This is a genomic window from Caulobacter sp. GW821-FHT10A10, assembly GCF_059415745.1.
This window is the reverse complement of sequence record NZ_JBWKNV010000009.1, coordinates 192023-213979: the sequence shown is the minus strand read 5'-3', so window position 1 is coordinate 213979 and position 21957 is coordinate 192023. Positions and strand designations below refer to the sequence as shown.

15 protein-coding genes are annotated in these 21957 nt (G+C 68.0%); 7 read left to right on the top strand and 8 right to left on the bottom strand.

The window, feature by feature from the left end; genetic code table 11:
* Positions 1–27: 27 nt before the first annotated feature.
* The 3 genes from AC07NS_RS22800 to AC07NS_RS22790 form a co-directional block, all read right to left on the bottom strand.
* Positions 28–2340 carry a TonB-dependent receptor family protein gene (locus AC07NS_RS22800; protein ID WP_494606974.1) on the bottom strand — a complete coding sequence of 771 codons (2313 nt, stop codon included), beginning with the start codon at positions 2338–2340 and terminating at the stop codon, positions 28–30.
* 379 nt (positions 2341–2719) lie between these two features.
* Positions 2720–3790, bottom strand: a complete 1071-nt coding sequence (locus AC07NS_RS22795; RefSeq protein ID WP_494606972.1) for an LLM class flavin-dependent oxidoreductase — start codon at positions 3788–3790, stop codon at positions 2720–2722.
* Entirely contained in the window at positions 3787–4620 is an 834-nt protein-coding gene (locus AC07NS_RS22790) for an aldo/keto reductase (protein ID WP_494606970.1), read from the bottom strand. The genes AC07NS_RS22795 and AC07NS_RS22790 overlap by 4 nt, the downstream gene beginning before the upstream one ends.
* A 110-nt stretch (positions 4621–4730) precedes the next feature.
* Between AC07NS_RS22790 and AC07NS_RS22785 the strand changes: the two genes are divergently transcribed.
* Positions 4731–5831 (top strand): Gfo/Idh/MocA family protein, encoded by a 1101-nt coding sequence (locus AC07NS_RS22785; RefSeq protein ID WP_494606968.1) that lies wholly within the window; start codon positions 4731–4733, stop codon positions 5829–5831.
* Positions 5832–5996: 165 nt separating this feature from the next.
* Here AC07NS_RS22785 and AC07NS_RS22780 read toward each other — a convergent pair whose 3' ends face one another.
* From AC07NS_RS22780 to AC07NS_RS22770, 3 genes are all read right to left on the bottom strand, one after another.
* Positions 5997–8279: a TonB-dependent receptor gene (locus AC07NS_RS22780; RefSeq protein WP_494606966.1), complete on the bottom strand. Its 2283-nt coding sequence runs from the start codon at positions 8277–8279 to the stop codon at positions 5997–5999.
* A 156-nt stretch (positions 8280–8435) separates the two neighbouring features.
* A complete protein-coding gene (locus AC07NS_RS22775) occupies positions 8436–10001 on the bottom strand; it encodes a sulfatase family protein (RefSeq protein WP_494606965.1) in 1566 nt (521 codons plus the stop codon).
* A 14-nt stretch (positions 10002–10015) separates the two neighbouring features.
* Complete coding sequence (locus AC07NS_RS22770; RefSeq protein WP_494606963.1) at positions 10016–11290, bottom strand: MFS transporter; 1275 nt, start codon at positions 11288–11290, stop codon at positions 10016–10018.
* 276 nt (positions 11291–11566) lie between these two features.
* On the opposite strand from AC07NS_RS22770, the gene AC07NS_RS22765 reads away from it, so the two are divergent.
* The 5 genes from AC07NS_RS22765 (at position 11567) to atzF (ending at position 16740) form a co-directional block, all read left to right on the top strand.
* Positions 11567–12784 carry a dipeptidase gene (locus tag AC07NS_RS22765; RefSeq protein ID WP_494606961.1) on the top strand — a complete coding sequence of 406 codons (1218 nt, stop codon included), beginning with the start codon at positions 11567–11569 and terminating at the stop codon, positions 12782–12784.
* 118 nt (positions 12785–12902) lie between these two features.
* Positions 12903–13547 carry a cysteine hydrolase family protein gene (locus AC07NS_RS22760; RefSeq protein WP_494606959.1) on the top strand — a complete coding sequence of 215 codons (645 nt, stop codon included), beginning with the start codon at positions 12903–12905 and terminating at the stop codon, positions 13545–13547.
* Positions 13544–14365: an urea amidolyase associated protein UAAP1 gene (locus tag AC07NS_RS22755; protein WP_494606957.1), complete on the top strand. Its 822-nt coding sequence runs from the start codon at positions 13544–13546 to the stop codon at positions 14363–14365. Before AC07NS_RS22760 ends, AC07NS_RS22755 begins: the two co-directional genes overlap by 4 nt.
* A 9-nt stretch (positions 14366–14374) precedes the next feature.
* Positions 14375–14995 (top strand): urea amidolyase associated protein UAAP2, encoded by a 621-nt coding sequence (locus AC07NS_RS22750; RefSeq protein ID WP_494606955.1) that lies wholly within the window; start codon positions 14375–14377, stop codon positions 14993–14995.
* Positions 14992–16740: an allophanate hydrolase gene (atzF, locus tag AC07NS_RS22745; protein ID WP_494606954.1), complete on the top strand. Its 1749-nt coding sequence runs from the start codon at positions 14992–14994 to the stop codon at positions 16738–16740. Before AC07NS_RS22750 ends, atzF begins: the two co-directional genes overlap by 4 nt.
* A 130-nt stretch (positions 16741–16870) precedes the next feature.
* Here atzF and AC07NS_RS22740 read toward each other — a convergent pair whose 3' ends face one another.
* Positions 16871–18088, bottom strand: coding sequence for a lipase family protein (locus tag AC07NS_RS22740; RefSeq protein WP_494606952.1), 1218 nt, complete (start codon positions 18086–18088; stop codon positions 16871–16873).
* 419 nt (positions 18089–18507) lie between these two features.
* Here AC07NS_RS22740 and AC07NS_RS22735 point away from each other — a divergent pair, with 419 nt between their 5' ends.
* On the top strand, positions 18508–19443 hold the full coding sequence (locus tag AC07NS_RS22735; RefSeq protein WP_494606950.1) for a LysR family transcriptional regulator: 936 nt from the start codon (positions 18508–18510) through the stop codon (positions 19441–19443).
* 113 nt (positions 19444–19556) lie between these two features.
* Here the strand turns inward: AC07NS_RS22735 and AC07NS_RS22730 are convergent, their stop codons facing one another.
* The gene (locus AC07NS_RS22730; protein WP_494606948.1) at positions 19557–21872 is read right to left on the bottom strand and encodes a TonB-dependent receptor; all 2316 of its coding nucleotides are present in this window, start codon (positions 21870–21872) and stop codon (positions 19557–19559) included.
* Between the last annotated feature and the right edge of the window lie 85 nt (positions 21873–21957).

Below are 21957 nucleotides of genomic sequence, written 5' to 3'. Positions count from 1 at the left end.
GGGCTCAGCCCGCGGCGTTTTCTTTGATCAGAAGTCGGCCGACAGCGTGACCTGGAAGGTCCGGTGCGAGCCCGGCCGGAAGGTCGCCGCGGTGTTCACCGTGGTGCTGATCGTGCCGAGGTAGTCCTCGTCGAAGATGTTGTCGACGTTGATGCGGGCCTTGACCTGCTTCAGCGGCCCGACGCCGAAGCCGTCGCCGAGATCCACATAGGCGTTCCAGATGGTGTAGCCGTCGGTCTTCTCGGTGTTGGTCATGTTGGTGTAGCGGTCGCTGAGATGGCGGGCCGAGACGTTGACCACGGCCCAGTCGACCGGCTCCCAGGTCACCCCGCCCTGGAACAGCCAGGTCGGGAAGTCCGGCAGGGTGTTGCCGGCGATGGCGTTGGTCCCGAAGTTGTTCTCGAACTCGGCGCGGTTGTACGACAGGTTGGTGTTGAAATAGATCTTGCCGCCCAGCAGCTCGGGCTTCCACTGGCCGCTGAACTCGGCCCCGTGCGCCTCGACCGCCCCGACGTTCTGATAGAAGGTCTCGGTCGTCGTGCTGCCCGGCACCACCGAAGCGTAGGACTGCAGCCGGTTGTCGAAGGCGGTGTAGTAGACCACCACAGAGGCGTTGAACGTCGCGCGGTTGGCGCGATAGCCTAGTTCCAGGTTCTGCGAGGTTTCCGGCTCAGGTCCGGGCACGCTGGGGCTGGCCGCCGAGAAGATGTCGTCGGCGCCGCGCGGCAGGGCCAGGTTCTCCGAATAGGAGGCGAACACCTGGTCGCGGCTGTTGATCGAATAGACCAGGCCCACCTGCGGCAGGAAGCCGTCCTTCCAGTTGTCGGTGATCGTCGGCTTGCGCTGGGCGATGTAGTCGGCCGGATTGCGATAGCCGCTGATCTTGTAGTCGATGTCGGTCGACTTGAAACCGACCTCGACCTTCAGGCGGTCGTCGAGCAGCTTGATCGTGTCCTTGAGGAAGAACTGCGTCGTCTCGCGGGTCGAGACGTAGTTGCGCTGCAGGTGCACCGGCTCGTTCAGCAGCGGCGTGCCGTCCGGATCGCCGTTGACGGTGTTATAGCGCGCCTGGGTCCGGTGGTAGTCGTCCTTCTCCAGCCAGACGCCCGCCTGCACGGTGTGGGCGCCTGTCCTCCAGGTCCCGCCGACCGTGACGCCCTTGCGGATGCCGTCGACGCCCGACAGGCCGTATTGCAGGCCCTTCGGCGCGGTCAGGCCCGAGACATAGGCCTTCTCGGCGTTGTAGCTGGCCAGCGAGGTGGCGTAGGCCTCCGGCGAGACGCCGTAGCCGCCCTTGTCCTCGTAATAGGCGGTCGAGCGGATCTCGAAGTTCTCGCCGATCGGCTTGTTCAGCGACAGACCGTAGAGGTGGTCCTGCCGGGCGTTGACCGCGAACTTGTAGTACTGGTTGTAGAGCGCGTTCGAATACTTAACTCCAGTCGTGGTCTCCGCCAGGCTGGGCACGTATCCGAGGTAGGCGAAGTCGCGCCCCGAACGGCCGAAGGCGTCGCCCGCCGTGCCCAGGTACTGGGCCTTGGTGATCGACGGAGAGTCGTAGTCGTAATAGTCGTTGTGCACGGTCTGGAACGTCAGGTTCCCGCCGCTCTCGAAGGCGTAGTCGATCTTGCCCTCGTAGTGCTCGCGTTTGATCGTGCCGGGGCCGCGCCACAGGTCGCCCTTGACCCACGAACCGGCCACATAGCCCGAGAAGTTGCCCACCTTGCCGCTTTCCAGGCGCAGGAAGCTGCGCAGCAGATTGTCCTCGCCCCAGGTCTGGCTGGCCGAACCGCCGGCCTCGGCGTCGGGCGTCTTGGTGAAGTAGTCGACGATCGGACCCAACGAGGCGTAGCTGGGCAGGGCCACGTCGCCGGCCCCGGCCGAGGCCTGCACGCGGGCCAGGTTCTCGTTGTCGACATAGCGATAGATCGGGCTGCCGCCAAACTGGTCGCTGCGGCCCATCGGGATGCCGTCGAGCAGGAAGCCGATCTGCTGGAAATTGAAGGCCCGCACCGAGACCGAGTTGCCGAACTCGTACATGCCCAGCGCGTCGTTAGCCTGGACGTTGAAGCCTGGCAGGCTCTCCAGCATCTTCAGGCCGGTGACGCCGGCCGGGGCCGACAGCAGCGCCTCGCGGGTGATCGACACCGTCGCCGTGGCTTGGTCCGTGCCGATCGCCACGCTGGCCTCCGAGACGCGACGGCCGGTGACCACGACGGCGTCGACCTCTTCAGGCGCGCTCTCCTGGGCCAGGGCCGGCGAGGCGCCGCAAAGCACGCTGGCGGCCATCAAGGCCAGCTTCCAGCGCGGTGCGACGTCGGGTTTCGAATGGGCTTTGGTCATGGCTATCCCCTGCTGTTGACCCGGCGAGCCTGACTCCCGACCCCAGGTCAAAAAACAGAAATCGCCATTTACTCAGCCCACTTTTCTCCGTGTTCCCGAGCCACACAAACGAGATGATTTAATATGCAACCTGACCAGTTCTTGACTGATCGCGCACCACGACTTCGACGGCCGACTTCTTTCTGAAAAGTCAGACGCGGTTGGAGATCGAAATCTGCGATGGCGCACCACTCGCCTTGGGCGCGACGAGGCAAGTCCATCGCCCTGCGCTCCACAGGTCAAGGGTCCGAGCCGTCTACATGCCGCTTCGCCGCCGAACGCCCACGCGAGGGGCGCCCGGCGGGCGACAACGGTCAAGCGATCCGCAACCGGACGATCCTCAGCCGAACAGCGGCCTATGGTCCAGGCGCGGCAGCACGTGGCGGGCGAAGAGGTCCGCTTCGGCGATGTGCGGGTAGCCCGACAGGATGAAGGCCTCGAGCCCGATCTCGCGATAGGCGTTGATCTTGGCCAGCACCTGGTCGGGATCGCCGACGATAGCCGCGCCGCAGCCCGACCGCGCCCGACCGATGCCGGTCCAGAGATTGTCCTCGACATAGCCGTCGCCGGCCGAGGCCTCGCGCAGTTCAGCCTGGCGGCGCACGCCGAACGAGGCCGCATCCAGCGACTTGGCGCGGATGGCCTCGCCTTCCTTGGCGTCCAGCTTGGACAGCAGCCGGTCGGCGGCCGCCCTCGCCTCTTGCTCGGTCTCGCGCACCACCACGTGCACGCGGTAGCCGAAGCGAAGGGTGCGGCCATGGGCGGCGGCGCGGGCGCGCAGGTCCTCGATGGTCTCCTTCACCACCTCCATGCGGTCGGGCCACATCAGGTAGACGTCGGCGGCTTGGGCTGCGACCTCGCGGGCCTCGTGCGACAGGCCGCCGAAATAGAACGGCGGACACTTGCCCGAGACCGTGCGCAGGCGCGGCGGATCGAGCTTCAGCTTGTAGAACTCGCCCTGGAAATCGATGCTCTCGCCATTGAGCAGGGACCGCAGGATCTGCATCGCTTCAAGCGTGCGGGCATAGCGCGGCCCGGAGGCCAGGGTCTCGCCCGGCAGGTCGCTGGAGATGATGTTGAGGGTCAGGCGCCCCTCCAGCATCTGGTCCAGGGTGGCGATCTGGCGGGCCAGCTGCGGCGGCCACATCTCGCCGCAGCGGATGGCCAGGAGCAGCTTCAGCTTGCGCAGGATCGGCGCCAGGCCGCCGGCGAAGGCCACGCCCTCGATGCCGAGGTTGTAGCCCGACGGCAGCAGCAGGTTGTCGAACCCGCCGCTCTCGGCCGCCAGGGCGATGTCGCGGCAGTGGGCGTAGGAGGCCTTCAGCGCCGGATCCGGAACGCCGAGGAACTCGTAGTCGTCATCGCACAGCGCCGAGAACCACGAGACTTCACAGGGAGGCAGGGCGCTCACGGCAGGGGAACTCCGCGGCTGGCGGTCAGGATGGCGTACCACTGGGTGCGGCTCAGCTTCACGCGAAGCGCGTCGGCCGAGGCCTTGATCCGCTCGGGCGTCTGCGAGCCGACGATCGGGATCGGCCGCGACGGGTGAGCCATGATCCAGGCGAGCGCGACGGCGGCGCGGTCGACGAGCTGCTCGCGGGCGATGACGTCGAGGGCCTCGATCACGGCGCGGCCGCGATCGTCGGTCCCCTGCCCCACCAGCCGGCCGCCGCCCAGCGGCGACCAGGCCAGCACGGCCAGATCACGTTCAAGCGCCTGGTCGAGCACGCCGTCCGACAGTGGTTCGATGGCCAACGGCGAGAACTCCGGCTGGATGCTGGCCAACGGGAACGGCAGGTGCGCCTGCAGGGCGGCCACCTGGCTTGGCAGGTAGTTCGACACGCCCACGGCGTCGATCTTGCCCTGCTCGCGCAGCTTCACCAGCGCCGCGGCGATCTCGGCCGGATGGGCCAGAACATCGGGGCGGTGGATCTGGTAGAGGTCGATCTTCTCGACGCCCAGGCGCTGCAGCGAGGCCTCGCAGGCGGCGACCAGATAGTCGGCGCTGGAGTCGTAGGGCACGCCCAGGATGATGCCGCCCTTGGAGGCCAGCACGAACTTCTCGCGCAGGTGCGGGGCGTCGCGCAGCACCTTGCCGAGCAGCACCTCCGAGGAACCGAAGCCATAGGGCGTGTCGGCGCCGTAGACATCGGCGGTGTCCAGAAGGGTGATCCCGCTTTCCAGCGCGGTCTCGACCAGCAGGCGGGCGTCGGCGACGGATTCCCCCTTGAAACGCCACATTCCCCAGGCCAGCGGAGAAACGGAAATACCGCTCTTGCCGAGCGGACGGGGTTCGTGTGACTGGCGGCTCTCACTCATGGGTACATGCTTTCAGTTCGGGGGATTTGAAGATGGTTGAGAAGCTCAAGGTCGGTCTGATCGGGGTCGGCATGATGGGCAACGAGCATCTGCGCAACCTCGAACTGATGCCGGACGCCCGCGTGGCGGCCATCGCCGATCCGACGCCCGGCTCGCTGGACTGGGCGCGGATGACCCTGGGCGACAAGGCCAAGGACGTCCAGGCCTTCGCCGACGGCGCCGAGATGCTGGCCAAGGTCGAACTCGACGCGGTGATCATCGTCTCGCCCAACTTCACCCACCGCAAGGTGCTGGAGGCGGCGTTGGCGACCGACGTGGCGATCCTCTGCGAGAAGCCGCTGTGCAGCGACCTGGCCGACGCCCGCTGGGCCGCCGAGACCGCCGATGCCCGCACCGCCAAGACCGGTGCCCTGTTCTGGACGGCGATGGAATACCGCTTCATGCCGCCGGCCGCCGAGTTCATCCGACGCGTCCACGCCGGCGACATCGGCAGACTGGCCATGCTGTCGATCCGCGAGCACCGCTTTCCGTTCCTGGTCAAGGTGGGCGACTGGAACCGGTTCTCGGCCAACACCGGCGGCACCATGGTCGAGAAGTGCTGCCACTTCTTCGACCTGATGCGCCTGATCGTGAAGGCCGAGCCGGTGTCGGTGTTCTGTTCGGGGGCCATGGACGTCAACCACCTGGACGAACGCTACGACGGCCGGACGCCGGACATCATCGACAACAGCTACACGGTCGTCGACTTCGACAACGGCGTGCGGGCCATGCTGGACCTCTGCATGTTCGCAGAAGGCGTCGAGGAGCAGGAGACCCTGACCGCGACGGGCTCGGAAGCCCGGCTGGAAGCCCTGATCCCGCCTGGCGACCTGGTGTTCGCCCCGCGCGTACCGCTGGGATCGCCCAAGAAGATGGTCCGCGAGCACGTGCCGGTCGACGAGGCGGCGATGAAGGCGGGCACCCACCATGGTTCGACCTTCTATCAGCTGCGGGCCTTCCTCGACGCGGTCCGCGACGGCGGAGCACCCGCCGTCACCGCCCGCGACGGCCTGATGGCCGTGGCCATCGGAACCGCCGCCGAGATCAGCGCCCGCGAGAAGCGGGTGGTGACGCTGGCTGAGCTGGGGTTCTGAGAAACTCTCTTACTCCCGTCATTCCCGCCCCTGTGGCGGGAAGCCCTCTCTCAGCCGCAGGCGCGAGTGAAGCGGACCGCCTGCGGTCCGCCGCACTTTCACGTGCGAGCGGACCCAGGGGTTCCCGCCACAGGGGCGGGAAAGACGGGAAGTTGAGAGAGGCCCTTAGAACTCCTTGCGCACCGACAGGCCCCAGTAGCGGGCGTTGTCGCGCGGCACGTAGCGGACCACGCCGGCCAGGCCGCCATAGACCAGGTACGGCGAGTACGACTTGTCGGCGATGTTCTTGACCACCGCGCGCACCTGCCAGCCGTTCTCGACGCCGACCAGGCCGACGCCCGCGTTCCAGATACCGTAGGCTTTCTGGATGGTGTCGGGCGTCTCGGCCAGCGAGTACTGGGTGTCGTCCTTCCAGGCGTAGTCGGTCGACAGCACCACGTCGAAGGCGCTGTTCAGGCGGGTGCGGTACTCGACGTCGGTATAGGTCTTCCACTTCGGGGCGAAGGGCAGCGGCTGGCCGTCGATGTTGCAGCTGCTGGCCGCGCCGCTCGGGCAGTTGAAGTGCTCGACCGTGGCGTCGGTGTAGGCGAACGAGAAGCCCAGCTTCAGGCCCTGAACCGGACGCAGGGTGAAGTCGCCTTCGACGCCCTGGCTCGACACCGAACCGGCGTTGATCAGACGACTGACGATCGCCGCCGGCGTGCCGGCCACGTCGGTGAAGTTGGCCTGGTAGTTCTCGTAGTCGGTCTTGAAGATCGCCAGGGCGCCGACGAAGCGGCCGCCCAGGGCCGTGCCCTTGACGCCCGCTTCATACGAGTCCGAGGTCTCGGGCTTAAGCGAGATCTCGTCGATCGCCTGCATGTTGAAATAGGTGTTGTAGGCGGGGCCCTTGTAGCCGCGCGAGTAGGTCGCATAGACGTTGACCGTCTCGGCCACGTCGTACTGCAGGCCGGCGCGGCCGCTCCAACCGTCCTTCTCCAGCGAACCCGCGCTGGTGTGGTTGGGACGGATGCCGGTCAGGGCCACGGTCGTGGTGGCCTGGCGGTCGTGGTAGTAGCTCAGCTCGTCGCGGATCGCGCGCGCGCCGAGGATGGCGCGGAACTTCGGCGTGAAGTTGATGTTGCCTTCGCCGAAGATCGCGTAGTTCACACCGCGCGTGCCGTAGCGGGCGATACCGTAGTCGCTGACCGCCGAACCCGAAACGATGCGGGTCAGGTCGCGGCGATAGACCTCGTCGGTCTCGGCCTTCAGGTAGTAGAGGCCTGCCACGTAGTCGATCAGCCCGCCCTTGGGCGAGGTGATGCGCAGCTCCTGCGAGACCTGGCTGAAGTCCACCTTGCCGTCGTCGAAAGCGGTCGGGATGGCCGCGGTGGCCACGGCCAGTTGGTCGAAGTCCTGGCGCTGATGGTTCTTCCAGCTGCGGTAGCCGCTGATGGAGGTGATCGTGAAATCGCCGACCTTCCAGTCGGCCTGGGCCGAAACGCCGCCGTTGCGGTCCTCGACGAAACTGCGGACGTCGGCATTGGTCTTGGTGTTGTTGGCGCCGGCGGTGATCCCCGAGGCGGCCAGGGCCGCGACCAGGGTCGGGTTCGCCGTCACGACGTTGGTCGGATAGGCCACGCGGTCGCTTGAGGCGAAGACGCCGGTCGGCGGATCCTCGTTCGAGCGGCTGAAGTCGGCGCTGAAGGTCAGGGTCAGGTCGTCGCTGGGCGTGGCGACGATCTTGGCGCGGCCGCCGAAGCGGTCGTAGCCGTTCACCGTCTGGCCAGTGGTGACGTTCTTGACGTTGCCGTCCCAGCCGCTCTTCAGGATCGACAGGCTGGCGCCCAGCTTGCCGTCAATCAGCGGGCCGGAGACGCCGGCCTTCAGGCGATACTCGTCGCCTTCGTACCAGGCGGCTTCGGCGAAGGCGTGGGCGTCGGGACCCGGGTTCTTGCTGACGATGTTGACCACCCCGGCCGAGGCGTTCTTGCCGAACAGCGTGCCTTGCGGGCCGCGCAGCACCTCGATGCGCTCCAGTTCGACCAGATCCAGCGTCGTCTGGCCCGGACGCGACAGCACGACGCCGTCGATCACGGTCGAGACCGAGGGCTCGACGCCCGGCGAGGTGGTGATCGTGCCGACGCCGCGGATGAAGACGGTGCGGTCCTTGTTCGAGGCCCCGGTGCGGAAGTCGACCGTCGGGATCGTCGAGGCGATGTCCTGCAGGTTGTTGAGGTTCTTGGCGGCGGCCGCGTCGCCCGACACGACGCTGATGGCCACCGGCACCTTGGTCACCGACTCCTCGCGATAGCGGGCGGTGACCTTGACCTCTTCGACGGTGTTGGAGTCGGCGCCAGCGTCGGCGGCGAGCGCGGCTGAACCGGTGGCGAGAACGGCGGCGCCGGCCAGCAGAGCCAGGCGCAGGGTGTGGGCGCGGCCCCGGCGGGCGGCGGTACGAACAATCATGGCATATCCCCAAGGGCCGGCGTTCGGCGTCGGCTTCCAGGGGGAGGTTCGTATTCCTACTAATCCGATGGGAGTAGAAAGATATTCTTGGCCGATCCTCGGATTTCCTAAGGGCGACAAGGCTTCCCTGACGTCACGCCAGCCGCCCGACGCCGCCTACTCCCGCGCCTTCAGCAGCACCGCCGGGAAGTCGGCCGGAACCGCTCCGTCGGCGTCGCGCAGCAGGTGCCGCCCTCCCACTGGCAAGGGCAGCGGGATTTGGAGCCCATCCTGCTCTTCAAGCCTTTGAAAGAGCCGCTCGGTCAGGCGCGCGACCACCGCCTCGTGGCCTGGACTATGGATCAGGTTCACCGTCTCGTTCGGATCGGCCTGCAGGTCGTAGAGTTCGTCGATGTCCCAGACGCCGTGATAGTGGATGTACTTGTAGCGGTCCTGGCGAATGGCGTGGACCGTCGGGGTCTGCGGGAAGTTGCGCTCCCAGTAGTACTCGTAGAGCAGCTCGGTGCGCCAAGGCGGGTTCTCGCCGCGTGTCAGGGGCAGCATGTCAGCGCCTTGCAGACCCTCGGGCGCCTCCAGGCCGGCGACCGCCAGCAGGGTCGGCGCGACGTCGAGATTGGCCACCACCTGCTCGACCACCGTCCCGCCCGGGAACAGCTCGGGGCAGCGGGCCAGCATCGGGATGCGCATCGACTCCTCATAGGCCGTGCGCTTGTCGATCAGGCCGTGCTCGCCGAACGCGAAGCCATTGTCGCCCATGTAGAGCACCAGGGTGCTGTCGAGCTCGCCCTTGGCCTCCAGATGATCGAGGATGCGGCCGATGCCCTCGTCGACCGACAGCATCGTCTCGGCGTAGCGCTTGTAGTAGTGCGCCAGGTCCAGGTTGGTGTGGTACGGGAAATCGGCCCCGTGCCAGCTGTTGCGCTGGTTCTTGACCCAGACCGGCTGGCCCTCGGACTGCTCGGGGGGCAGGTTCAGGCTTTCCGGATAGCGGAACTCGGCGTCGTCGTAGCGGCCCAGATGACGCGGCGCGGGAATGAACTCGGCGTGCACGGCCTTGTGGGCCAGGAACAGCAGCCAGGGCTTGTCGCCCTCGCGGCTCTCCAGCCAGTCCATGGCGTAGTCGGTCAGTTCGTCGGTCAGGTAGCCCTTCTGGGGCACGCGCTCGCCATTGACGTTCAGACCGTCGCCGTTGGGCCAATAGTCGCCCTGGCCCTTGAAGCTGATCCAGTGGTCGAAACCGCGCTGTGGGTCGTCGCCCTCCACGCCCATGTGCCACTTGCCGATGAAGGCGGTCTCGTAGCCAGCGTGCTGAAGATACTCCGGAAAGAAGGTCACGTCCGGGCGGATCGGGTGGTTGTTGTCCACCACCCGATGCTGGTGGGCGTAGAGGCCGGTGAAAATCGTGGCGCGCGACGGCGAGCACAGGGCCGTGGTGACGAAGGCGTTCTTGAAGTGCGCGCCCTCGGCGGCCAGCCGGTCGAGCACCGGCGTCTCGACGAAGGGCTGAGCGCCGGTGAAGCCCATGGCGTCGAACCGATGGTCGTCGGTCAGCACGACGACGATGTTGCGCGGCTTCACGCCGGGCTTGGCCTTTAGGGCGAGGTCCTTGGGCTCGGGCGCGGCGCCCTCCCCGTCCGCAGCGTCCCACGAGACGGCGTGGAACGGCTTGTCCAGGCCCTCGGCGGCCAGCAGCACGCCGCGGGTGGTGGTGTATTGCATCATCGGCTTGCTCCGGCTCAGGCCTGGGCGGTCTGGAGGCGCGGCACGAAGAGCTGCAGCCAGGCCACGGCGATCAGGTAGGAGACGGCGGCGATGGCCAGCAGCGGCAGGTAGCCCGCGCCGCGCTGGAGCAGTTCCCCCGCCAGCAGCACGATGCCCATGCCGGCGAGGTTGCCGCAGAAGGCGCCGAAGCTGGTCACCGAGCCGACCCGGTCCTTGGGCGTGATGTCGGCGATAGTGGCGAACATGTTGGTCGAGAAGCCTTGGTGCGCGGCGAGCGTCAGACCCAGCAGCAGCACCGCCAGCCAGTAGTTGTCGACCAGCACCGCCAGCGGCACGGGCGTCACCAGCAGGGCGCAGACCAGCATCGAGCCCTTGCGCACGGTGTTGATCGACAGACCGCGCGCCAGCAGCCGCGAGGCGATCCAGCCGGAGAACACCGAACCGACGGCCGCGAAGCCGTAGACCACGGCCAGGGGCTTGCCGATGTCGTGCATGCCGACGTGGAAGACCCGGTGAAAAAAGTCCGGGGCCCAGAACAGCAGCAGCCACCAGACCTGGTCCGACAGCGCCTTGGCCCCGGCCACGCCCCAGGTGCGGCGGTCCGACAGCAGAACCTTCAGCGACGTCTTGCCCGAAGGCTGCCCCGCGACCTCGACCGGCTTGTCGGGCGCGAGCTGCAGGCCGCGCGTCGAGACGAACCACAGCGCCACCCAGAGGAAACCGAGCGCGCCGACCACCACGAACGAGGCCCGCCAGCCGACCACCGCCGACAGCAGCGGTAGCAGCAACGGCGTGACGATCGCCCCGACGTTGGAGGCGCCGTTGGAGATGCCGAACGCCACCGACCGCATCCGCGCCGAGAAAAGCGCCCCGATGGTCTTCACATAGGACGGCGTGCCCATCGACTCCGTCGCGCCCAAGGCCACGCGAGCGGCCGAGAACTGCAGCATGGTGTTGGCCCCGCCATGGGCCATGGCCGCCAGGCTCCAGGTCGCCACCCCCACGGGCGCGGCCCATTTGACGCCGAGCTTGTCGACAATGCCGCCGGTGAACAGGAAGGCGATCGCCGCCGAGAACTGGAACAGCGAGGCCAGGCGCCCGTAGTCGGCGTCGCTCCAGCCCATGTCCTGCTCGATGATCGGCTTGAGCACCGCGATCACCTGCCGGTCCACGTAGTTGAGGATGCCGGCGAAGATGATCAGGCCCAGCAGCAGCCAGCGGCGGCGCTCGGCGGCGGTCTGGGCCGGGGTCAGGGTGGGGATCCCAGGCGCGGGCGGGGCGTCGATCATCGAACGGTCTCCAAAGCAAAGCCAAACCCGATGGCGACGCTAGGAATTACGCCTTAGACGAGGCCGCGTCGGGCAGGTTGGCAGAATTTCTGGACGCCCTGCCAGTTCGGCCACCGCGCCAAGCTTTACCGGCGGCAATATCCGACATGAGAACACCGCATTGGTCGCCGCCGCAAAGCCCGGTCTAGCGTCGCAGAAGGCCGCGCCCCCTCCGGGACTCGGGCCGCTCCCCTCCCCCGATCGCAAACCAGAGCCGACCACAGAAAGCTCGACCTCATGTTCCGTCCCCTCCTCCTCGCCACCGCCGGGCTGCTGGCCCTGGCGACCGCCGGCACGACCCAGGCCGCCGATCTCGACGCCAAGGCCGTTCACGCCCGCGTTCTGGTGCTCGACAGCCATGCGGACGTACCCCAGGACCTGGGCGTCGGCGCCCACGAGGCGGCCGTCGACGGCGACGGTCAGGTCGACTTGCCCAAGCTCGAGCGCGGCGGCGTCGATGCGGCGGTGCTGGCGGTGTTCGTCTCGCAAGGCCCGCGCACGCCGGAGGGCTACGCCAAGGCCCGCAAGGACGCCGACGCCAAGCTGGCCGCAATCCGCGGCGTCGCCGAGCGCCATCCCGACCGCGCCGTCCTGGCCCTGAAGGCCGCCGACGTCGAGGCCGCCGCCAAGGCCGGCAAGCGGGCGATCATCGTCGGCTTTCTCAACGCCTATCCGTTCGGCGAAGACCTGACGCCGATCGACGCCTACTACGCCGCGGGCGTGCGCAGCTTCGGCTTCGTCCACGCCGGCAACAACGCCTTTGCCGACTCCTCGCGTCCCAGCGGCGGAACCAAGGTCGAATGGGGCGGGCTGTCGCCGCTGGGCAAGCAGGCCGTGGCCAAGCTCAACGACCTGGGTGTGATCATCGACGTCTCGCAGCTGACGCCGGACGGGGTGAAGCAGGTGCTGGCGCTCAGCCGCGCGCCGGTCGTGGCCAGCCATTCGGGCGTGCAGGGCGTGGTCGACAGTCCCCGTAACCTGTCCGACGCCGAGCTCGACGCCATCGCGGCCAAAGGCGGCGTGGTGCAGATCGTCGCCTTCGGCCCCTACCTGGTGCGGCCGGGTCCCGACTTCCCGCCCAAGGTCGCGGCGCTGCGCGCGCAATACGCCCTGCCGGTCGCCTATGTCCGCCCCGCCGACGGGACCGAGGCGCTGACGCCCGAGAAGCGGCTGGACTACAGCCACGCCGTCAACGCCCTGCTGCCCAGGGCGACGGTGAAGGACCTGGCCGACTCCGTCGATTACGCCGTCAAGCGCGTCGGGATCGACCATGTGGGCCTGTCGTCCGACTTCAACCACGGCGGCGGCGTCGTCGGCTGGAGCAATGAAGGCGAGGCCGCCAACGTCACCGCCGAGCTGGTGCGGCGCGGCTATTCCGAGGCCGACATCGCCAAGCTGTGGGGCGGCAACTATCTGCGCGTCTTCCGTGCCGTGGAGCAGACCGCCAAGCGCTAGACCTCGAACGCCGCCGGTTCAGTTGCCGCGATCCGCAACCAACTTTTCCGGCGGCGTCATTTCTCGAAGCGCCGCGCGCTGGTCTTGGTGATCTCAAGAGACACCAGGGAATCCAGCCTTGACCTACACCCCCGACAACGCCCGACCGATGATCGTCGGCCAGCCCGTCCTCGTCGTCATCGACGTCCAGAAGGGTTCGTTCATGGACTGGGCGCCGTCGGAGCGCCTGCCTCTGCTGCCCGACCGGGTGGAACGCATGCACCGCGTGCGCACCTTGGTCGACGCCGCCCGCGCCGCCGACATCCCCGTGGTGTTCTTCAAGGAAGTGCACCGTCCCAACATGATCGACTTCGGTCGCGAGCTGGACGGCCGCGAGGACGTGCACTGCATCGAGACCTCGCCGGGCACCGAGTTCGCCATCGAGGAGCTGGGCATCGTCGAGGGCGATTACCTGCTCGCCAAGCGCCGCTACTCCTGCTTCTACGGCACCGAGCTGGAGATCCTGCTCAAGGGCCTGAAGGCCGAGACGCTGATCCTGTGCGGCGGCTTCACCGACGTCTGCGTGCACTACACCTTCGTCGACGGCCACCAGGGCGACTACTACTGCCGCGTGGTCGAGGACTGCGTGACCGCCTCGTCGACGCCGGCCCACGACGCGGCGCTGAACGCCATGGAGTACATGCAGACCGGCGCCCGGCGGATGTCGGACGAGATCATCGACGGCTTCCAGGCCTTCGCCGCCAAGCGGGAGAGCGCCGCATGAGCACCGCCGACCCGTACGGCGCCCAGGCCCATGCCCGCGCCCAGGGCGGCGCGGTGGTCGAGGCCATGCCCACCCTGCCGGCCTCGGCCGCGACCGATCTGCCCGAAGGCGTCTCGCCGGACGACATGGTCTGGGCCGAGACGATCGCGGCCGGCGGTTACGCCTCAAAGCAGATCGCGCGCGGGACCCGCCTGCGCCTGACGGATCTCTCCGGCGACGGCTGCGTGTCGATGCTGCTGTTCAACGCCGAACGGCCGGTCGAGCGGCTGAACGTGGCCGACACCCTGAAGATCCAGTGGAACGGCTATCTGGGCGCCGGCCGCTTCCTGCTGTCGGACATGGGCCGGGCGCTGATGAGCATCCTGGAGGATGACGCCGGCACGCACGACGCCTTCTGCGGTCCGTCCACGCCCTGGAGCATCGCGGCCAAGTACGGTCAGGCCGGCAACTACGGCCCGCATCCGTCGGGCCGCGAGCGCTTCGCCCTGGCGGTCGGCAAGTACGGCCTTGGGCGCAAGGACATCCATCCCTGCCTCACCTGGTTCAAGGGCGCCAAGGTCGAGGTCGACGGGGTGATCACGCCCCAGGTCGGGCCGTTCGCGCCGGGCCGCAGCCTGCTGCTGCGGGCCGAGATGGACCTGATCGTGGTGCTGGCCAACACCCCGCACGTGCTGGATCCGCGTCCCGACTACACGGTCACCCCCGTGCGGGCCCATGCCTGGCGCGCGCCGGTCGCGGGCGCCGACGACCCGATCCGCACCGGCACGCCGGAAGGCCTGCGCGCCTTCCTGAACGTCGACGACTACTACGCCCGCTAGGAGGGTTCGATGCGTGAAGACCTCAACACCACCGTCCTCCATGACGAGGTGGTGCCCGCCCGCGCCCCGTGGATGCACAGCCTGAAGGCCGGCGAGACGCTGGAGATCATCGACCTGGAGGGCAACCAGGCCGTCGACTTCCTGATGTACGCCACGGCCGACGACGCCGAACGCTACAGCGCCCAGGACACCATCGCCGCGCAAGGCAACCTGTTCCTGCGCGACGGAGCCGTGCTGCTGTCGAACGAGGGCCGGCCGATGATGCGGATCGTGGCCACCAACGTCGCCTATCACGACACCATCGGCGGGGCGTGCTCGTGCGAGAGCAACACCCTGCGCTACGGCCATCACACCAAGAACCAGCACGCCTGCGTCGACAACTTTCTCGACGCCAACGGCCGGGCCGGCCGAAACAAGCGCGACATGGTCAGCAACATCAACTGGTTCATGAACGTGCCCGTGGAGGCCGACGGCGCCCTGGGCATCGTCGACGGCATCTCCGCGCCGGGTCTGTCGGTGACGCTGCTGGCGGAAATGGATGTCACGGTGGTGGTCTCCAACTGCCCGCAGATCAACAACCCCTGCAACGGCTTCAATCCGACGCCGGTGCGCATGGTGGTGCGGGCGTGAGCGCGCGGGCCATCGCGGCCTCTGTCGCCGCCGGCGGAACGACCGCGCTGGAGGCGGCCGAGGCCGCCCTGGCCCGCATCGCCGCCTATGACGCCGTCCAGCCCCAGGTCTGGATCGAGCGGCTGGATCCGGAAGCCGTCCGCGCCTACGCCCGCGCCGTCGACGCCCGGATCGCGGCCGGCGAGGTCCTGCCGCTGGCCGGCGCGACCTTCGCCATCAAGGACAACATCGACCTCTTCGGCCTGCCGACCACGGCCGGCTGCCCGGATTTCGCCTATGCGCCGGAGACCTCGGCCACCGTGGTGCAGCGGCTGATCGCGGCGGGCGCGATCCCCATCGGCAAGACCAATCTCGACCAGTTCGCCACCGGCCTGAACGGCACGCGCAGCCCGCACGGCGCGCCCCACTGCGTGTTCAACCGCGCCTTCGTCAGCGGCGGATCGAGCTCCGGCTCGGCCGTGGCCGTGGGCGCGGGCCTGGTCGATTTCGCGCTGGGCACCGACACCGCCGGTTCGGGCCGGGTGCCGGCCGCCTTCAACAACCTCGTCGGTTTCAAGCCCACCAAGGGTCGCTGGAGCACCAGCGGCCTCGTGCCTGCCTGCCGGTCGCTGGACTGCATCAGCGTGTTCACCCACGACCTCGACGACGCCGAACTGGTCGATGCGGTCGCAGCCGGTTTCGATGCGGCCGACCCGTTCTCGCGCCCGCTGGAGAACCGGCCCCGCGCGGCTAGGCGCCTCGGCGTTCCCCTGCCCCACCAGCGCAACTTCCTCGGCGACGCGGCGGCCGCCCATCTCTACGAAGGCGCCCTGGGTCGCTTCGCCGCCGACGGTGCGCAGATCGTGCCCATCGACATCGACTTCCTCAGCGAAGCCGCCCAGTTGCTCTATGGCGGCCCCTGGGTGGCCGAGAGGACGGCGGCGCTGAAGACGATGCTGGCCGACAATCCGGACGCCATCGACCCGACCGTGCGAACCATCGTCGAGGCCGGCCTGGGCGTCACCGCCGTCGAACTGTTCGAAGGCGAATACCGGCTGAAGGCCTTGGCCCGCCGAGCCGAAGCGATGTGGAGCGACATCGACCTGCTGGTCCTGCCCACCGCCCCGACCGCCTTCCGCATCGCCGAGATGCGCCAGGAACCGGTCCGCCTGAACGCGGCGCTGGGTCTCTACACCAACTTCGTCAACCTGCTCGACATGAGCGCCCTGGCCGTGCCGGCGGGCTTCCTAGGCGGAGACGTCGGCTTTGGCGTCACCCTGATCGGCCCGGCCCATGCCGACCGCGCCCTGATCGCCGCCGCCCGCCCCTATCTGGCGCGGCTCGATGCGCCAGCTCCCGTTCTCGACCTTGGAGACAAGATGGAAACCGTCACCCTCGCCGTCGTCGGCGCCCACCTGGAAGGCATGCCGCTGCACTGGCAGCTGACCTCGCGCAACGCCCGCTTCCTGGGCGCGGCCAAGACCGCCGACAGCTACCGCCTCTACGCCATCGCCAACTCGACGCCGCCGAAGCCGGCGCTGGTGTTTTCGGAGGGCGGCGCGCCGATCGCGGTGGAACTCTACGAACTGGACCTGGCCGCCTTCGGCGGCTTCACCGCCGAGGTGCCCGCGCCGCTGGCCATCGGCTCGGTGACGCTGGACGACGGCCGCACGGTGAAGGGCTTCGTGGCCGAGCCGCGGGCGCTGGACGGCGCGACCGAGATCACCGGCTTTGGCGGCTGGCGGGCCTATATCGCCAGTCTGTAGGCGGTCTGCGCATCCCACCCGTAAAATCCCCGCGAAAGCGGGGACCCAGGTGTTTTTATCGTCGAGCGCTTCGCGTTTCAGAAAAGCCTAGGCCCCCGCTTTCGCGGGGGTTTTCGGTTTAGGGGTATCCTCAGCCTTCCGGGTCCTGCAACGGCCCCGGCGGAACCAGGCTCGGACACAGGTTGGCCACCGGCTTGTCATGCAACACCTTCTCGACGAAGGCCGGAGAGTCCGCGCGAGAGCGCATCACGGCGCTGCCGTGGGTGGCGTGCGGGTAGTAGCGCCATTCGACGGTGTTCCCCGCCGCGCACATGGCCGAGACGAAGTTGTACTGGCTGACGGTCTGGGCGTCGGAGTCGGCCAGGCCCGTGCCGACGAAGACAGGGGTCGGGATCTTCACGTCCGGAAAGTCGCTCAGGGCGTCGGCCCGCGCCTCGAGCGCGTCGATCGGCCGGCTGTAGAGCTTGGACACCGGCAGGGCGATCTCGCGGGCGAAGGTGCGCAGGCCGCCCATGCAGGTGGTCTGGGCCTTCTCCAGCAGCGGCTGGCCGGCCTGCGAGATGTAGTCTTCGGCGCGGATGCCCTGCGGGTCGATCGAACGCACCGTGCCCAGGAAATAAAGGATCTCGTAGGCCGCGTTCCCGCCAGCGTCGCGGTCGGTATAGAGGCTGGGGACCGCTTCCTGCCGCGCGCCGCGGGTGTTGTTGGTGTGGGCCACCACGCCCGTGGCCACCGTGCCCTTGATCTTCAGGTCCGGGGCGTAGGTCGGCGCCCAGTAGGCGGCGGCCAGGGCTGCGCCGGAGCCCTGGGACTGGCCCATGGTCACCACCTTGTTGGCCAATTGGCCCGGATATGCCTTCAGCACCGCCCGCACACTGTCGAGCACGGCGAGACCCTCCGATCTCGATTGCAGATACGGGTGCGGGCCGGGCGTGCCGAGCCCGGCATAGTCGGTGGCGACGATGGCGTAGCCAGCTTCCAGCCAGGCCGACAGGTACTGCTGGTCACGCTCGGAGCGCGGCATGAACGACGGGGCGCAGACGTCGGCGACGCCCGTCGTGCCGTGGGCCCAGGCGATCACCGGCCAGCCACCGGCCGGCGGCGCGCCCTTGGGGAAGAACACCGCGCCCGAGACCGTGACCATCTTCCTGGCGTCCAGCCAGTCGGTGGAGCTGTAGAGGATGCGCTCGGCCCGGCCGGCGCCGGCCAGAGCGTCCTCGGCCGGCAGGACCTCCCGCCGCAGCATCATGCCGGGCAGGGACGGCGTCGCGCCGTTCCAGCGATAAAAGGGCGTGACGCCGCCGTCTCCGGCCCAGCGGTCGGCCGAAGGCTGAACGGGCTGCGCCATGACAGGTCCAGCGACCATGGCCGCGGCCGCGAGAAGGCAGGAAAGACGGGTTCGAAGCATCGGCGGCGGATCCTGGCAGGCGCGAAGGCGCGGTTTCGACGCCCAGCCCGGCCGATCGCCTTAGTTGCCGAAAGCGGAAAGATCGCCTTTCCCGGCCCGCCGCCCGCTCGTCGCGTGACGGTCGCCGAACGACGAGTTTTCACAAACGCCGCGACCCGCGCAAAATTCAGGCGCCGGCCATCAGCTTTTCAGCAAACCCCAGGGATTTCCGGTTTCTAGCCGCCGGCGATCTTAGCCCCCTCCGGCCCGGTGCTATTGCGGACAGGCGTCGAGCGTGGATCGCGAGCATCAGATTGCGTCGCTTCCCCGGTCGTCGGGAATGCCCGCATGGGCAATCATTGTTGTCGGACGAGCCAAGTATGGAACTGGGTCTGAAGCGTTTCACCGGCCGGGTCAGCGACAACGACCTGCGCCTGCTGCGCACCTTCGCCACGGTGGTCAAGCACGGCGGTTTCGTCGCCGCCGAGTCCGAGCTGCAGATCGGCCTGCCGTCGATCAGCCGCTACATCAAGGACCTGGAGATCCGCCTGGGCGCGCGGCTGTGCGAGCGCGGCCGGCGCGGTTTCACCCTCACCGCCGAGGGCGCGCGGGTGCATGAGGCCTGCGAGAAGCTGTTCGACGAGCTCGACCTGTTCGAGGCCCGGGTGCGCGACATCCACGCCAGCCCCGCGGGCGCCATTCGCATCGGCATGGTCGACGCCCTGGTCGGCGATCCCAACTTTCGCCTGCCCGAGGTGTTCGACGGCTACAAGGCCGCCTATCCGAACGTGCACTTCAACATCTCGACCACGACCTCGAACCTGATCGAGCAGGCGGTGATCGAGAACAATCTCGACGTCGGCGTGGTGTTCGAGCGCCGGCCGATGGAGCAACTGCGCTACAACTTCCTCTACGAGGAGGTCAGCTGGCTCTACTGCACCGAGGATCACCCGGCCTGGCGACTGCGCGCGCACGACGACCGCGTCGATCTCGATGACATCGCCTCCTACGACTTCGTCGGCTACCCGTTCGAGCACGAGATGGAACGGCTGGGCGTCAGCGGCCTGCTCAAGCGCACGGCGACGGTCACCCACATGGAGTCGATCGCCATGATGATCGCCTCGGGCCGCTATCTGGGCTTCCTGACCGAGCACCAGGTCGCGGGCATGGGCGGCGGCAAGCGCTTCCACAAGGTCGCGCCGGAGACCTTCTCCTACGCCAGCAAGATCTCGGTGATCACCCGCCAGGGCCATCCGCCCCCGCTCGTCGCGGCCTTCATCCAGCAGGTCGAGGCGGCCCGCGCCCGGGTGAACTGAACGAAAAGGGGCGCGAGCTGGTGCTCGCGCCGCCCTAATTAACCGCATGTCCCCGCGAAGGCGGGGATGCTCGGATAAGGGGGCCGACAGCCAGTGTCGGCCCTCTCCTCTCCCTAGAACTTCGCCTTCACGTTCAGACCCACGGTGCGCGGACGCAGCGCCAAGCCCTGTGTGACGAACAGCACCGAAGGCTTCTGGATGATGGTGTCCTCGTTCAGCAGGTTCTTGGCGAACAGCGACAGCTGCAGGTCGGCGACATCCACGCCGACGCTGGCGTCGACCAGGTCGTAGGACGGGCGGCGGTAGTCCTTGCTGGTCGTCGAGTAGGAGCCGTAGCTCTCGCCCGTGTGCGACCAGTTCATGCTGACGAAACCGTCGATGCGGTCGGTGATGGCGTGATCGTAGTCGAAGCCCACCGAGAAGGTGTTCTCCGGCGTGCCCAGCAGCTTGGAGCCGTCGACCGCGCCGGTGCCCTTGGCCGCCTGCGTGATCTTGGCGTCGGTGATCGCGCCCGACAGGTTGAGGGTCAGGTTATCGGTCAGGGCCGCGCGCAGTTCGAACTCACCGCCCTGGCTGCGGGCGTCGCCGGCGTTGCCGGTGATGACCGAGCCGCAGGTCGACAGGCGCACCGACTGCTGGACGTTCTTCCAGTCGATGTAGAAGGCCGAGGCGTTGAAGCTCACCCGACCGTCGAACAGGCGGGTCTTGGCGCCGCCCTCGTAGCTCCACAGGCTGTCGGGACGATAGCTCTTGGCGTCCGACAGCCCCAGCGAGGCGACGTCGGCCGCGCAGAACGAGGTCAGGGCGTTGTTCTGGCCGCCCAGACGGAAGCCCTTGGCGGCGTTGGCGTAAAGCGACACCGACTTGGACGCCTCGTAGGTGATCGCGAACTTCGGCGTCAGCGGCGCCGAGCGGGTGGAGGCGTCGTCATGGGCAGGCGCGCCGTCGGCCAGCCAGCCGCCCTCCTCCAGCGCGTATTGGCTGGACGCCTTGACCTGGCGCAGACCGACGGTCGCTTTTAGACGGTCGGTGACCTTGAACGAGCCCTCGGCGAAGACGGCCATCTGGTTGTTGCGGCGCACCGAGTTGAAGTAGCCGATCAGGCCGCCCGGCGTGGCGTAGCCCAGGGCGTCTTCCGTCGTCGTGCCCAGTTCGGAGGCGACGGCGGCGTCCAGGCCCAGCACGTATTCGTGGTCGAGGCTGGTGATCTTCTGCTTGGCGAAATAGGCGCCGACCTGCCACTCGTAGCGCTTGCCGCTTTCGGCCAGCGACGGCGAGGCGAGGCGGAACTCCTGGCTGTAGGTGGCCACGGCGTCCTTGTTGCGCATGATCCCCGGCAGGGCGGCGATCGTCTCGTAGGTGTCGCCATAGCTGTCGTCGAGCACGCTGGCGACGTATTCGCTGTCATAGATCGAGCCGTCGAACTGGCGGTCGAAGCTGCGATAGGCGTAGCCGCTGATCGAGGTGAAGGTCAGGTCGCCAAAGCGCTTTTCAACCGTCACGCTCGGCGCGAACAGGGTGTCCTGGCTGGGCTCGCGCACCGGGCGGTTCTCCTGGAACTTGCCCAGAGACAGCTTGGTGATGCCGGTGTCGTCGGCGTCGGTCTGCTGCCACTGCACTGTCGAGCTGACCTTCAGGTCGTCGGTCGGCTCCCACAGGAAGCTGGCGCGCACGGCGGTCGTGCGCTCGGCGTCGACGTTCTTGTTGTCGACGACGCCGGCCGCGTTGACGTGATCGACGAAGCCGCTCTGGTACTCGCGCTGCACGGCCAGGCGGAAGGCCGCGTTCTCGCCGACCGGAGCGTTGATCATACCGCCGAACAGGTAGTTCACGCCGCCTTCGTCGGTGTGCGAGACCTCGCCCTCGGCGCTGCTCTCATAGCCGCCCAGCTTCGGCGACTTGGTGATGAAGCGCAGGGTGCCGCCCAGCGAGCTGTCGCCGTAGAGCGTGCCCTGCGGGCCGCGCAGCACTTCGACGTGGTCGAGGTCGAACAGGCGCGGCAGGGTCACGCCGGTGAAGAACTGGTTCGGGATCGTCAGCGACACGTCGTTTAGATAGACGCCGACCGTCGCCGAGCCTTGGGACGAGCTGATGCCGCGCAGGCTGATGCGCGACAGGCCGCTGTTGCCGGTGTTGCTGAACGACAGGCCCGGCGTGCTGCGGGCCAGGTCGGCGTAGTTGGCCACGTGCTGCTTGGCCAGCTGGTCGCCGGTCAGGACGCTGATGCTCAGCGGCACGTCGCGCACGTTCTCCGAACGCTTCTGGGCGGTGACGACCAGTTCGGGCACGACGTTGTCGTCGGCGGCCGGCGCCGCTTCGGTCTGGGCCCAGGCCAGGGCCGGCGTCACGGCGGCCAGCATGCCCGCAACCATCAGCGTCGCCTTCAGGCCGCGCTTGCGTCGGCGAGCCGTCACGAAATCCGAATACATCACGATTATCCCCTTGAGCTTGAAAGCCTTCGGACGGGCCTGGCCTCTTGATCGAGGGTGCTGCGGACACGGGTTCCTGGCGCTT

Excerpts from the sequence above, each read along its gene's own strand:
- AC07NS_RS22800 (WP_494606974.1), bottom strand. The coding sequence starts at position 2,340 with ATGACCAAAGCCCATTCGAAACCCGACGTCGCACCGCGCTGGAAGCTG.
- AC07NS_RS22790 (WP_494606970.1), bottom strand. The coding sequence starts at position 4,620 with ATGTGGCGTTTCAAGGGGGAATCCGTCGCCGACGCCCGCCTGCTGGTC.
- AC07NS_RS22785 (WP_494606968.1), top strand. The coding sequence starts at position 4,731 with ATGGTTGAGAAGCTCAAGGTCGGTCTGATCGGGGTCGGCATGATGGGC.
- AC07NS_RS22780 (WP_494606966.1), bottom strand. The coding sequence starts at position 8,279 with ATGATTGTTCGTACCGCCGCCCGCCGGGGCCGCGCCCACACCCTGCGC.
- AC07NS_RS22775 (WP_494606965.1), bottom strand. The coding sequence starts at position 10,001 with ATGATGCAATACACCACCACCCGCGGCGTGCTGCTGGCCGCCGAGGGC.
- AC07NS_RS22770 (WP_494606963.1), bottom strand. The coding sequence starts at position 11,290 with ATGATCGACGCCCCGCCCGCGCCTGGGATCCCCACCCTGACCCCGGCC.
- AC07NS_RS22765 (WP_494606961.1), top strand. The coding sequence starts at position 11,567 with ATGTTCCGTCCCCTCCTCCTCGCCACCGCCGGGCTGCTGGCCCTGGCG.
- AC07NS_RS22755 (WP_494606957.1), top strand. The coding sequence starts at position 13,544 with ATGAGCACCGCCGACCCGTACGGCGCCCAGGCCCATGCCCGCGCCCAG.
- AC07NS_RS22750 (WP_494606955.1), top strand. The coding sequence starts at position 14,375 with ATGCGTGAAGACCTCAACACCACCGTCCTCCATGACGAGGTGGTGCCC.
- AC07NS_RS22740 (WP_494606952.1), bottom strand. The coding sequence starts at position 18,088 with ATGGCGCAGCCCGTTCAGCCTTCGGCCGACCGCTGGGCCGGAGACGGC.
- AC07NS_RS22735 (WP_494606950.1), top strand. The coding sequence starts at position 18,508 with ATGGAACTGGGTCTGAAGCGTTTCACCGGCCGGGTCAGCGACAACGAC.
- AC07NS_RS22730 (WP_494606948.1), bottom strand. The coding sequence starts at position 21,872 with ATGTATTCGGATTTCGTGACGGCTCGCCGACGCAAGCGCGGCCTGAAG.